The sequence below is a fragment of the Actinomycetospora chlora genome (genome assembly GCF_039542135.1).
In the GTDB taxonomy this organism is placed as follows: Bacteria; Actinomycetota; Actinomycetes; order Mycobacteriales; family Pseudonocardiaceae; genus Actinomycetospora; species Actinomycetospora chlora.
In genome coordinates, this window is record NZ_BAABHO010000002.1 from 194,116 (window position 1) to 206,718 (window position 12,603).

The 12,603-nt window shown below is 74.4% G+C and carries 11 protein-coding genes; 7 read left to right on the plus strand and 4 right to left on the minus strand.

From position 1 onward, the window contains the following. Positions 1 to 27 precede the first annotated feature (27 nt). The 4 genes from gdhA to ABD994_RS02045 all read left to right on the plus strand — a co-directional run bounded on the left by gdhA (position 28) and on the right by ABD994_RS02045 (position 5,452). The gene (gene gdhA, locus ABD994_RS02030; RefSeq protein ID WP_425550005.1) at positions 28 to 1,362 is read left to right on the plus strand and encodes an NADP-specific glutamate dehydrogenase; all 1,335 of its coding nucleotides are present in this window, start codon (positions 28 to 30) and stop codon (positions 1,360 to 1,362) included. A 22-nt stretch (positions 1,363 to 1,384) separates the two neighbouring features. After that, on the plus strand, positions 1,385 to 2,962 hold the full coding sequence (locus ABD994_RS02035) for an acyl--CoA ligase family protein (protein WP_345410679.1): 1,578 nt from the start codon (positions 1,385 to 1,387) through the stop codon (positions 2,960 to 2,962). A gap of 25 nt (positions 2,963 to 2,987) precedes the next feature. Further along, positions 2,988 to 4,934: a prolyl oligopeptidase family serine peptidase gene (locus tag ABD994_RS02040; protein WP_345410681.1), complete on the plus strand. Its 1,947-nt coding sequence runs from the start codon at positions 2,988 to 2,990 to the stop codon at positions 4,932 to 4,934. Between the two features lie 98 nt (positions 4,935 to 5,032). Further along, a complete protein-coding gene (locus ABD994_RS02045; RefSeq protein WP_345410683.1) occupies positions 5,033 to 5,452 on the plus strand; it encodes a hypothetical protein in 420 nt (139 codons plus the stop codon). A 17-nt stretch (positions 5,453 to 5,469) separates the two neighbouring features. On the opposite strand, the gene ABD994_RS02050 is transcribed toward ABD994_RS02045, so the two are convergent. Beyond that, a complete protein-coding gene (locus ABD994_RS02050) occupies positions 5,470 to 5,886 on the minus strand; it encodes a YbjQ family protein (RefSeq protein WP_345410684.1) in 417 nt (138 codons plus the stop codon). After that, positions 5,883 to 6,458 (minus strand): SACE_7040 family transcriptional regulator, encoded by a 576-nt coding sequence (locus ABD994_RS02055; protein WP_345410686.1) that lies wholly within the window; start codon positions 6,456 to 6,458, stop codon positions 5,883 to 5,885. The genes ABD994_RS02050 and ABD994_RS02055 overlap by 4 nt, the downstream gene beginning before the upstream one ends. A 52-nt stretch (positions 6,459 to 6,510) precedes the next feature. On the opposite strand from ABD994_RS02055, the gene ABD994_RS02060 reads away from it, so the two are divergent. From ABD994_RS02060 to ABD994_RS02070, 3 genes are read left to right on the plus strand one after another with little or no spacing between them, the layout of a single operon-like run. Then, positions 6,511 to 8,106, plus strand: a complete 1,596-nt coding sequence (locus tag ABD994_RS02060; RefSeq protein ID WP_425550001.1) for an acyl-CoA carboxylase subunit beta — start codon at positions 6,511 to 6,513, stop codon at positions 8,104 to 8,106. Between the two features lie 5 nt (positions 8,107 to 8,111). Beyond that, positions 8,112 to 10,115 carry an ATP-binding protein gene (locus ABD994_RS02065; protein ID WP_345410688.1) on the plus strand — a complete coding sequence of 668 codons (2,004 nt, stop codon included), beginning with the start codon at positions 8,112 to 8,114 and terminating at the stop codon, positions 10,113 to 10,115. Between the two features lie 2 nt (positions 10,116 to 10,117). Continuing rightward, the gene (locus ABD994_RS02070; protein ID WP_345410690.1) at positions 10,118 to 11,260 is read left to right on the plus strand and encodes an acyl-CoA dehydrogenase family protein; all 1,143 of its coding nucleotides are present in this window, start codon (positions 10,118 to 10,120) and stop codon (positions 11,258 to 11,260) included. A 4-nt stretch (positions 11,261 to 11,264) separates the two neighbouring features. On the opposite strand, the gene ABD994_RS02075 is transcribed toward ABD994_RS02070, so the two are convergent. Then, on the minus strand, positions 11,265 to 11,609 hold the full coding sequence (locus ABD994_RS02075; RefSeq protein WP_345410691.1) for a DUF2834 domain-containing protein: 345 nt from the start codon (positions 11,607 to 11,609) through the stop codon (positions 11,265 to 11,267). Further along, positions 11,606 to 12,583 (minus strand): hypothetical protein, encoded by a 978-nt coding sequence (locus tag ABD994_RS02080; RefSeq protein WP_345410692.1) that lies wholly within the window; start codon positions 12,581 to 12,583, stop codon positions 11,606 to 11,608. Before ABD994_RS02080 ends, ABD994_RS02075 begins: the two co-directional genes overlap by 4 nt. Positions 12,584 to 12,603 lie beyond the last annotated feature (20 nt).

The following is a 12,603-nucleotide window of genomic DNA, read 5'->3' on the forward strand; positions in this document are numbered from 1 at the left end:
CGCGACCGCACGGACGACACGGACGATCTGCCAGGGGACGCGACCCTGCGGGAGGTCTGGCGCGACGTCCTGCGGCGCGACCCCCACCAGGAGCTCTTCCACGCCGACGTCCGCGCCGTGCTGCGCAGCATCGGGCCGGTGCTGCTCGAGCACCCGGGGTACACCGACGTCGTCGGGCGGCTCTGCGAGCCCGAGCGGGTGATCGTCTTCCGCGTGCCGTGGGTCGACGACGCCGGGCGCGTGCGCGTCCACCGCGGGTTCCGCGTGCAGTTCAACTCCGCGCTCGGCCCGTACAAGGGTGGGCTGCGCTTCGCGCCGTCGGTGGACCTCGACGTCGTCAAGTTCCTGGGCTTCGAGCAGGTCTTCAAGAACGCCCTCACCGGCCAGGACATCGGCGGCGGCAAGGGCGGCGCGGACGTCGACCCGAAGACGCTCTCGGCGGGCGAGCTCATGCGGTTCTGCCAGTCGTTCGCCACGGAGATGGTCCAGCACGTCGGCGCCGCGCTGGACGTGCCGGCCGGGGACATGGGCGTCGGACCGCGCGAGATCGGCTGGATCTACGGGCAGCACCAGCGCCTGGCCGGCCACCACGAGCCCGGCGTGCTCACGGGCAAGCCGGCCGCGCTCGGGGGCTCGGCGCTGCGCCCGGAGGCCACCGGCTACGGCACCGTGTACTTCACGCAGCGGATGCTCGCCGAGCAGGGCCACGACCTCGACGGCGCCCGCGTCGTCGTGTCCGGCAGCGGCAACGTCGCGCTGCACGCGATGGACAAGGTGGTCGCGTCCGGCGGCACGGTGGTCGGCTGCTCGGATTCCCGGGGCGCGGTGGCCGAGCCCGACGGCGTCGACGTCGCGGCCCTGCGCGAGGTCAAGGAGCAGGGCGGCTCGGTGGCCGACTACGCCGAGAAGCGCTCCGGCGCCACGCCCGGCGAGGGCTCGCCGTTCACCGTCGAGTGCGACGTGGCGCTGCCGTGCGCGACACAGGGCGAGATCGGCCCGGACGAGGCCCGGGCGCTGGCCGACCACGGGTGCCGGGTCGTCGCCGAGGGCGCCAACGGCCCGGTGACCCCGGAGGCGCGCGCAATCCTGCGGGAGGCCGGCGTCGGGTTCGGACCGGGCAAGGCCGCCAACGCCGGGGGCGTCGCGGTGTCCGCGCTCGAGATGCAGCAGGCCGCGGGCCGCGAGCGGTGGAGCGCCGACGAGGTCGACGAGCGTCTCTCCACGATCATGTCCGAGGCCTTCGACCGGGTGCGCGACGCCGCCGAGCGCTACCACGGCGACCCGACCGACCTCGAGAACGGCGCCAACGCCGCGGCCTTCCTGCGCGTCGCGGAGGCCATGACGGCCCTGGGCGTGGTGTAGCCGCATCGGGTAGAGAAGCGGCATGGACACCGGTGTCGCCGCGATCACCCCGGCCGCGTTCAGCTTCGCGGAGCTGACCCCGACGGCGTTCCTCGACCGGGCGGCCCACGCGTTCGGCACCCGCGACGCGATCGTCGACGAGGGGCGGCGGTTCACCTACGCCGAGTTCGCCGCGCGGTCGCGCCGCCTGGCGGGCGCGCTGCACGAGCTGGGGATCGAGCCCGGCGACCGCGTGGCTGCGCTCGCCAGCAACAGCCACGTGATGCTCGAGTGCCACCACGGCGTGCCCTACGCCGGCGCGGTGCTCGTCCCGCTCAACACCCGGCTCTCGGTCGACGAGATCGTCCACATCGTCGAGCACTCGGGCGCGCGCCTGCTGATCGCCACCCGGGAGCTCGTGGAGAACGCCCGCGCGGTGGCCGAGCGCACCGGGGTCGCGCTGGTCGAGGAGGGCGAGCGCTACGAGTCCCTCGTCGACGGGTCCCCCGAGCGCGTCGTCCCGGTCGCCGACGAGCGGGGCCTGCTGGCGATCAACTACACGTCGGGCACCACCGGGCGGCCCAAGGGCGTGATGTACCACCACCGCGGCGCGAACCTGCAGGCCCTGGCCATGGCGTTCCACCTGCGCCTGCAGCCGGCGTCGCGCTACCTGTGGACCCTGCCGATGTTCCACTGCGACGGGTGGTGCTTCCCCTGGGCGGTGACCGCGGCCGGCGGGCTGCACGTGTGCCTGCGTGCGATCGACGCCGAGGAGATCTGGCGGCTGATCCGCACCGAGGGCGTGACGCACTACTGTGCCGCGCCCACGGTGCTGACGATGATCGCCCACGCCGAGGCGGCGAAGGAGGGGCCCGCGCCCGAGCGGGTCACCGTCGCGACCGGCGGCGCCCCGCCGTCGCCGACGCTGCTCGCGCGGATGGACGAGCTCGGCATGGACGTCACGCACCTGTACGGCCTGACCGAGACGTACGGCCCGGCGGCGGTCAACGACTGGCACCCCGAGTGGGACGACCTCGACGCCGACGAGCAGGCCCGGCTCAAGGCGCGCCAGGGCGTCGGCAACGTCGTGGCCCAGCGGCTGCGGGTGCTCGACGAGCAGACCGGCGCCGACGTGCCCGCCGACGGCGAGTCGCTCGGCGAGCTTGTGCTGCGCGGCAACGACGTCATGCTCGGCTACTACCGCGACCCCGAGGCGACCGCCGAGGTCACGACGCATTCAGGACAGCACGCCGATAGGGGCTGGTTCCGCACCGGCGACCTCGGCGTCGTGCACCCCGACGGCTACGTCGAGATCCGTGACCGCAGCAAGGACGTGATCATCTCCGGCGGCGAGAACATCGCGTCGGTCGAGGTCGAGCGCGTGCTCGACAGCCACCCGGCCGTCGTCGAGTCGGCGGTGGTCGGCGCGCCCGACGAGCGCTGGGGCGAGGTCCCGGTGGCGTACGTGACGGTGGCGCGCGAGGTCGACCCCGACGAGCTGATCGAGCACGTCCGTACCCACCTGGCCCGGTTCAAGGCGCCGAAGCGGATCGTCTTCGGCGAGCTGCCCAAGACCTCCACCGGGAAGATCCAGAAGAACGTGCTCCGCGACCGGGAGTGAGCGCGCTTCGGCCTACGGTGTCGCCGTGACGAGCGCGCTGCCCTACGGCTCCTGGCCCACCCCGATCACGTCCGAGCTCGTCGTGGCCGCAGCGGTGCGCCTCGACGACGTGCGGCCCGACGGGCGGGGCGGCGTGGTGTGGGGCGAGGGTCGCGCGGCCGAGGGCGGCCGGATCCAGCTCGTGCGCCGCGACGCCGACGGCACGGTCACCGACCTGCTGGGCGACGGCGCCAACGCCCGCACGGCCGTGCACGAGTACGGCGGTGGCGCCTGGTGGCTGCACGACGGCGTGGTGTTCCACGTCGACTGGGCCGACCAGCGCCTGCGCCGCCTCGAGGACGGCGTGACCACGGTGCTGACCCCGGAGCCCGCCGTCCCGCGCGGCGACCGCTACGCGGACGGCGACGTGGCCCCGGACGGCTCGTGGCTGGTCTGCGTGCGCGAGCGCCACCCGCGCGCGGGGGCGCCCGCCACCGAGGTGGTCAACGAGGTCGTGCGCCTCGACGCGCGGACGCCGGGGGAGCCGGAGGTGCTGGTCAGCGGGCCGGACTTCGTCGCCGCCCCGCGCCTGTCGCCCGACGGGACCCGCCTCGCCTGGGTCTCGTGGGACCACCCGTCGATGCCGTGGGACGACACGGTGCTGACCGTCCGCGACCTCGCCAGCGGGGCCGAGACGGTCGTCGCCGGCGGGCCGGGCGAGTCGGTCGGCGAGCCGGCCTGGCAGCCCGACGGCGGGCTGCACTTCCTCTCCGACCGCACCGGCTGGTGGAACCTGTACCGCTGGGACGGGGCGGAGGTCAGCCCGGTGGTCGTGCTCGACGCCGAGATCGGCCTGCCGGCGTGGCAGCTCGGCGGTTCGCGCCACGCGACGCTGCCGGACGGGCGGGTGGTGTTCGCGCGGTCCTCGCAGGGGTTCGACGTGCTGGCCGTGCGGGCGCCAGACGGGACGGTGACCGACCTCGACACCGGGTTCACGGCCATCCGCGCGGTGCGCGCGGACGGCGACGGCGTGCTCTGCGTCGCCGGCTCGCCCACCGCCGAGCCGGGCGTCCACCGCGTCGGCGTCGGCGTCGACGGCACCGTCACGACGCTGCGCTCCCCCCGCGACCTGGGCCTCGACCCGGCGACCATCGCGGTGCCCGAGCCGATGACGTTCTCCTCGACCGACGGGGCCGGCACACCCCGCGACGCCCATGCGCTCTTCTACGCGCCCGTCGGCGACGGCCCGACGGGCGAGCTCCCGCCGCTGCTCGTCGTCATCCACGGCGGGCCGACCGGCGCCGCGACGCCCGTGCTGAACCTCGGCCTGCAGTACTGGACCAGCCGGGGCTTCGGCGTGGTCGACGTGGACTACGGCGGCTCCGCGGGCTACGGGCGCGCCTACCGCGAGCAGCTCGAGGGTGCGTGGGGCGTCGTCGACGTCGCCGACTGCCTCGCCGCGGCCCGCGCCCTCGCCGACGCCGGGCGGGTCGACCGGCAGCGGCTCGCGATCCGGGGCGGTTCGGCCGGGGGCTTCACGACGCTCGCCGCCTTGGCCCGCGACGACACCCCGTTCAGCGCCGGCGCCGACCACTTCGGGGTGGCCGACCTGGAGGCCCTGGCCGCGGACACCCACAAGTTCGAGTCGCGCTACCTCGACGGGCTGGTCGGGCCCTACCCGGAGGCCCGTGAGGTCTACGTCGAGCGCTCGCCGATCACGCACGTCGAGCGCTTCGCGACGCCGCTGATCGTGCTGCAGGGCGAGGAGGACGCGATCGTCCCGCCGAACCAGTCGGAGATGATCGTCGAGGCGCTGCGCTCGCGCGGCGTGCCGGTCGCCTACCTGCTGTTCCCGGGCGAGCAGCACGGCTTCCGGAAGGCCGAGAACATCCGCCGTGCCCTCGACGCGGAGCTCGCGTTCTACGCCCGGATCTTCGGGTTCGCGCTGCCCGCGGACGAGGACATCGCCCCGGTTCCGCTCTCCACGGCGTAGACGTCGGGTCCGTCCGGACGACGCGGCGCATGTCCGCTTCCGTCGGGGACGATCCGGGTGCAGAGTGGTCGGCGTCACCCACGGTGAGGAGGAGTGCCATGGCGACCTCACGATGGGGCCGGTTCTTCGGACGCGGCCGCGACGACGACCGGACGGCCGACACCGCGCCGCCGGCCTACACCGGCATCGGGGCGCCCCGCGCCTACGAGGCGCCCACCGGCGCGCCCGGGCACGGCACCGCCGGTTACGGCGTGACGCCGATGCGCACGCCGTACGAGGAGGCGGTGCGCCAGCGGAAGGCGGCCGACCACCAGGTGGCCGAGTTCGAGCGCTTCGACGCCAAGCTCACCGCGCAGATCCACGCGGCGCAGCAGGCGGAGCGCCACGAGTACGTGCGCGAGCTGCTCTCCCGCCAGCGCTCCGTGCGCTCGCGGCTCGAGGAGGCCGAGCTGCGGCGCAACCGGCTGGTCGCCGCCGAGGACGAGGCCGGGGCGAGCCTGCCCCGCCCGCCGCGGTAGATCCTCGGCGCCGGCCCTCAGCGCTGGGCGGCGGGCACGACGTAGACCGCGGTCCCGTACGCCGCGATCTCGCTGGCCGACTGCGCGATCTCGTTGCAGTCGAAGCGCAGCGCGAGCACCGCGTTCGCGCCGTGCGCCATGGCCTCCTGCGACAGGCGCCCGAGCGCCTCGTGGCGGGAGTCCGACAGCAGCTTCGACAGGCCCTTCAGCTCGCCGCCGGCCATCGCCTTGAAGCCCGCGCCGAGGTTGGAGAACATGTTCCGGCTCCGGACGGTCAGGCCGAAGACCTCGCCGAACACGCGGACCACCTGGTAGCCGGGCAGGTCGTTCATCGTCGAGAGCAGGATCGGGTACTGCTGCCCGGGCTGCTGGCCCGGCTGCTGCGGCAGTTGCTGCTGGGGCGGGTACTGCTGGCCCTGCTGTGGTTGGTTCACGTGGCGGAGCGTAGGGCGTGCAGGGCGTCGCGGGTCATCGCGACGAGCACCGGGGCGGCGACGTCCGCGCGGGTGTGCCCGGCGCTGCGCGGGGTGGAGTTCATCAGCCCGAACGCCGCGTGGGCGCCGACCCGCGCCGTCTCCTCGCCCGGCGCCAGACCGGCCCGGACCAGCGCGTCGACCCAGATCTCGACGTAGGCCCGCTGCAGCCCGCGCACGCGGCGGCGGGCCACGTCGGGGAGGTTGGCGAGGTCGCGGTCCTGCACGGTGATGAGCTCGGGCTGGCGCAGCGCGAAGTCGGTGTGGAAGGCGATCAGCGCCTCGAGCAGCGCGGCGGGATCGGCGTGCTCGGCGGCGCGCTCCTGCCCGCCCGCGAGCAGGTGCTCGCTGATGCCCACGAGCATCTCGGCGAGCAGGCCCTCCTTGGACGGGAAGTGCCGGTAGAGCGCCGGCCCGCTGACCCCGACCGCCGCGCCGATGCCGTCGATGGAGACGCCGTGGAACCCGTGGCGGGCGAACAGCCGCGCGGCCTCGCTGAGGATCTGCTCGCGGCGCGACGTGGTGACGGGCACCCTCGGCACACTAACGCCCCTTGCCAGGGTGTGTGAACGCTCGCTAACGTGAATGAGCGTTAACGTGACGAGGAGGTCGAGCGTGGCTGCGCCCACCACTGCGCCCACCGACGAGCCGGCGACGGACACCGCGACGGCGCCCGCGACCGGACACCGCGAGCTGGTCGCCGACCTGCGCGAGCGGCTGGCGACCGCGCGGCTCGGCGGGCCCGAGCGCTCGCGCGCCCGGCACGTCGAGCGCGGCAAGATGCTGCCGCGCGACCGCGTCGACGCCCTGCTCGACCCGTCGAGCCCGTTCCTGGAGCTCTCGCCGCTGGCCGCCACCGGCATGTACGGCGACGACGCGCCGGGCGCCGGGATCATCACCGGCGTCGGGCGCATCGCCGGGCGCGAGTGCGTAGTCGTCGCCAACGACGCCACCGTCAAGGGCGGCACGTACTACCCGATGACGGTGAAGAAGCACCTGCGCGCCCAGGAGGTCGCGCTGCACAACCGCCTGCCCTGCGTCTACCTCGTCGACTCCGGCGGCGCGTTCCTGCCGCAGCAGGACCAGGTGTTCCCCGACCGCGAGCACTTCGGACGCATCTTCTACAACCAGGCGACGATGTCCGGGCTCGGCATCCCGCAGATCGCGGCCGTCATGGGCTCGTGCACGGCCGGCGGCGCCTACGTCCCGGCGATGAGCGACGAAGCGATCATCGTGCGCGACCAGGGCACGATCTTCCTGGGCGGTCCGCCGCTGGTGAAGGCGGCGACGGGCGAGGAGGTCACCGCCGAGGAGCTCGGCGGCGGCGTGCTGCACGCCCGCACCTCCGGCGTCGTCGACCACCTCGCCGAGGACGACGCGCACGCGCTGTCGATGGTGCGCGACATCGTCGACACCCTCGGCCCGCGCGTGCCGCCGCCCTGGGAGCGGCGGCCGACCGTGGCCCCCGAGCACGACCCCACCGAGCTGTACGACGTCGTCCCCGTCGACGGCCGCACGGCCTACGACGTGCACGAGGTGATCACCCGGCTCGTCGACGGCGCCACGTTCACGCCGTTCAAGCCCGACTACGGCACCACCCTCGTCACCGGCTTCGCGCGGCTCGAGGGCCACCCCGTCGGCATCGTCGCCAACAACGGGGTGCTCTTCCGCGAGTCGGCGCTCAAGGGCGCGCACTTCGTCGAGCTCTGCGACCAGCGCGGCATCCCGCTCGTGTTCCTGCAGAACATCACCGGCTTCATGGTCGGCCGCGAGTACGAGGCGGGCGGCATCGCGAAGGACGGCGCGAAGATGGTGACGGCGGTCGCCACCACGCGCGTGCCCAAGCTGACCGTCGTCATCGGCGGCTCCTACGGCGCCGGCAACTACGCGATGAGCGGGCGGGCCTACTCGCCGCGGTTCCTGTGGATGTGGCCCAACGCGCGCATCAGCGTCATGGGCGCCGAGCAGGCCGCGACGGTGCTGGGGACGGTCGGGTCGTCCGAGGCGGACGGGGTGCGCGAGCAGTACGAGCACCAGGGCCACCCGTACTACTCGACCGCGCGGCTCTGGGACGACGGCGTCATCGACCCCGCCGAGACGCGCACCGTGCTCGGCCTGGCCCTCTCGGCCTGCGCCAACGCCCCCCTCGACGCGCCGCACTTCGGCGTCTTCCGGATGTGAGAGGCATGTTCAGCAGCGTCCTCATCGCCAACCGGGGCGAGATCGCCGTGCGCGTCACCCGCACCCTGCACGCGCGGGGCCTGCGGGCGGTGGCCGTCTACACCGACCCCGACGCGGGCGCCCCGCACGTGCGCGCCGCCGACGTCGCCGTCCGCGTGCCGGACTACCTCGACGGCGTCGCCATCGTCGAGGCCGGGCTCTCGGTCGGTGCGCGAGCGGTCCACCCCGGCTACGGCTTCCTCGCCGAGAACGCGGCGTTCGCGCGGCAGGTCGAGGCCGCGGGGCTGACGTGGATCGGCCCGCCCGCCGAGGCCATCGAAGCGATGGGCGACAAGATCCGCGCGAAGGCGACGGTCGGGCCGGCCGGGGTGCCGCTGGTGCCCGGGTCCGACGGCTCCGGCCTGGACGACGCCGAGGTGGCCGCGGCCGCCCGCGAGATCGGCTTCCCGGTGCTGCTCAAGCCCAGCGCGGGCGGGGGCGGCAAGGGCATGCACGTCGTCGAACGCGACGCCGACCTCGACGACGCCATCGCCGCCGCCCGGCGCGAGGCCCGCAGCAGCTTCGGCGACGACACCCTGCTCGTCGAGCGCTACGTCACCGACCCGCGTCACGTCGAGATCCAGGTGCTCGCGGACGCCCACGGCGGTGTCGTGCACCTCGGCGAACGCGAGTGCTCGCTGCAGCGCCGGCACCAGAAGGTCGTCGAGGAGGCGCCGTCGGCGGTGCTCGATGCGACGCAGCGCCACGCCATGGGCGAGGCCGCGGTCGAGGCCGCGCGGGCCTGCGGGTATGTCGGCGCCGGGACCGTCGAGTTCGTCACGAACGCCGACGCGAGCGAGTTCTTCTTCCTCGAGATGAACACCCGCCTGCAGGTGGAGCACCCGGTCACCGAGGAGGTCGTGCGCATCCGCGGGGCGCGGCTCGACCTCGTCGCCGAGCAGCTGCGCGTCGCCGCCGGCGAGCCCCTGGGCTACGACCAGGGCGACGTGCGGATGGAGGGCCACGCCGTCGAGGTCCGGCTCTACGCCGAGGACCCGGCGCGGGGTTTCCTGCCGACGGGCGGCACCGTGCTGGACCTGGAGTGGCCCGGGGGAGACGAAGCGCAGCGGAGCTCGACCATCGACGGGGGCGCGCGGGTCGACGCGGGGGTGGCCGTCGGCACCGAGGTCGGGTCCCGCTACGACCCGATGCTCGCCAAGATCATCGCCTCCGGACCGACCCGCACCGCCGCGCTCGACCGTCTCGACGCCGCGCTGGCCGCGACGACCGTGCTCGGCGTGCGCACCAACCTCGCGTGGCTGCGCACGCTCGTCACCCAGCCCGACGTCCGCGCCGGCCGCCTCGACACCGGGCTGATCGGGCGGCTCCCGGTGCCGGCGGACACCGTGCCCGACGACGTCCTCGCCGCCGCGGCCCTCGCTGGGCTGCTCGACCTGCCGTCCGGGGACGCCCCCTTCGACCGCGTCGGTGGCTGGCGTCTCGGCGCCGACCCGGCCCCGGCCCGCTGGCGCCTCGTGCCCGCGGCCGGCGCGACCGGCGACCCGGTCGACGTCGCCGTCGCGGGACCGCCCGCGGGTGCGACCGTCACCGTCGGGGAGACCACGGCGTCGGCATCGGCGCACCGTGCGGGCCCCGAGCTCGCCGTCGTCCTCGACGGCGCGTCCCGCACCTACCGCACCGCCTCGGGCGACGGCGTGCGCTGGCTCGCGCGCGACGGCGCCGCCTGGGCGCTGCGCGAGCAGGAGCGGCTGCGCGCTGCCCGCACCGCCGGCGGCCCCGGCGACGGCCCGCTCACCGCGCCGATGCCCGGCACGGTCACGTCCGTCGAGGTCGCCGAGGGCGACCACGTCACCGCAGGACAGCGCCTCGTCGTCGTCGAGGCCATGAAGATGGAGCACGTCGTGTCCGCGCCGGCCGACGGCGTCGTGAAGGACCTGGCCGCGAAGGCCGGGGCCGCCGTCGCCCTCGACGCGCCGCTCGTCACCGTCGTGCCGGACCCGGGAGAGTGACCATGCAGCTGTCCGAGGAGCACGAGGCCCTCCGCGCGACCGTCGAGGAGTTCGCACAGAAGGAGATCGCGCCGGTCATCGGCGAGCTGTACATCAAGGAGCAGTTCCCGTACGACATCGTCGCGTCGATGGGCGAGATGGGCCTGTTCGGCCTGCCCGTCCCGGAGTCCCACGGCGGCATGGGCGGCGACTACGTCGCGCTGTGCGTCGCGCTCGAGGAGCTCGGGCGGGTCGACCAGTCGGTGGCGATCACCCTCGAGGCCGGGGTGTCGCTGGGGATCATGCCGATCCTGCGGTTCGGGTCCGAGGAGCAGAAGGACCGCTGGCTGCCCGACCTCGCCGCGGGTCGCACGCTCGGCGCGTTCGGGCTCACCGAGGCCGGCGGCGGCTCGGACGCGGGCGCCACCCGCACCACCGGCAAGCTCGACGACGACGGTTGGGTGATCAACGGGTCGAAGTCGTTCATCACCAACTCCGGCACCGACATCACCTCGCTCGTCACCGTCACGGCCGTCACCGACCGCGGCGAGGACGGCAAGAAGGAGATCTCGGCGATCCTCGTGCCCGCCGGCACCGACGGCTTCACCGTCGCGCCGAGCTACTCGAAGGTCGGCTGGAACGCCTCGGACACCCACGAGCTCGCCTTCGACGACTGCCGCGTGCCCGCCGAGAACCTCGTCGGGCAGCGGGGCCGGGGCTACGCGCAGTTCCTCTCGATCCTCGACGAGGGCCGCGTCGCGATCGCCGCGCTCTCGACCGGGGCCGCGCAGGGCTGCGTCGACGAGTCGCTGCGCTACGCCCGCGAGCGGGAGGCGTTCGGGTCGCCGATCGGGGCGTACCAGGGCATCCAGTTCAAGATCGCCGAGATGGAGGCCCGCACCGTCTGCGCCCGCCTGGCCTGGCGCGACGCCGCGGCGAAGATGGCCGCCGGGCAGCCGTTCAAGAAGGAGGCCGCGGTCGCGAAGCTCGTGGGCTCCAACGCGGCGATGGACAACGCCCGCGACGCCACCCAGATCTTCGGTGGCTACGGCTTCATGAACGAGTACCCGGTGGCCCGGCACTACCGCGACTCCAAGATCCTCGAGATCGGCGAGGGCACCAGCGAGGTCCAGAAGATCCTCATCGCGCGGCACCTCGGGCTGTGATGGCTCACGGACGCCGGAGGCGCCTCTCCCGCAGCGCCAGGAACAGCGGGAACGTGAACGACACGGCCACGGCGAAGCTCAGCACCACGAGCAGCACCAGGACGACCGGGCGGAACCCCAGCCGGCGGCCCTCGACGACGATGACGAGGCACGCCGCGACCGCCATGACGATGATGTCGACGGCCGCGGAGCTGCTCGCCGCGTTGGCGAACCAGCCGCCCAGGTAGTCGGTGCCGCCGGCGGCGACGAACGCGATGTTGAACCACCAGGTGCCCACCAGCCCGGCGAGCGCGAGCACGAGGTAGACGGCGGCGAGCGCGGAGCCGCGGGTGCGGTGGATGGCGGTCATCGGGTCTCCAGGACGGGGTCGGGGGTGGCGCGGCGGCCCCCGCGCAGGGCGGCGAGGACGGCGAGGGCGGTCGCCACGAGGAGCGCCCCGGCGACGGCGAGGGTCGCCGCGTCGGGCGCGACGAGAGGCTGGCCGCGCAGGGCCTGCCAGACGAGCAGGACGGTCAGGCCGGCCCAGGCGGCCCCGGAGATCCCGACGAGACGCGCCCGGACGCGCACGTCGCGCAGGCCCGGGACCCGGCCGGCGAGGGTGAGGAGGGCGAGCGCCAGCAGCGGGAGGCCCTGCAGGGCGTGCAGGCCGACGAAGTGACCGATGCGCAGGTCGCCGCCCGTGGTGCTCCAGCCGAGCAGGGGCAGCCCCGCGCCCCCGTCCGGGACGCCGACGGCGTGCGCCCCGGCGGTGGTCATGGTGCCGGTGGCCCGCGCGGACTCGATCTGCGCGCCCGTGGGGCTCGTCATGAGGAAGGCGGCGGCCATGCCGAGCAGCGTGATCGCGAGGCCGAGCCGGACGGACCAGGCCGTGTCGGCCGCGAGGGTGCGCTCGCGCAGGAGCAGGACGGCGATCGCGGCCGTGGCGAGCCAGAGCACGACGATGGTGCTGCCCATGACCGACCAGACCACCGTGTCCAGCGGTGTCGCGACGTTGAAGTGGCTCGCGCGGCCCCGGACGACCTGCCCGACGATCGCCACCATCTCGATCGTCCCGGCCGCCGCCACGACCACCCCCGCCCGGCCCGCCCACCGGCGCGTCCGCGGCACCGACACCAGCGAGATCATCCACGCCAGGGTGGCGGCGTAGAGGACGAAGCTGACCGAGAACTTGAACGGCTTGGCCCAGATGGGCTGGCCACCCAGCAGGCGGGGGTCGAGCACGAGCCCCGCGACGCAGACGACCGCGAGGGCGGCCATCGCGACGGTGAAGACGGTGAGGGCCCGCGAACCCCGGGCCACCGAGCGGATAGTGACGCTGTCCATGTATGGAGAGTAGAACTATC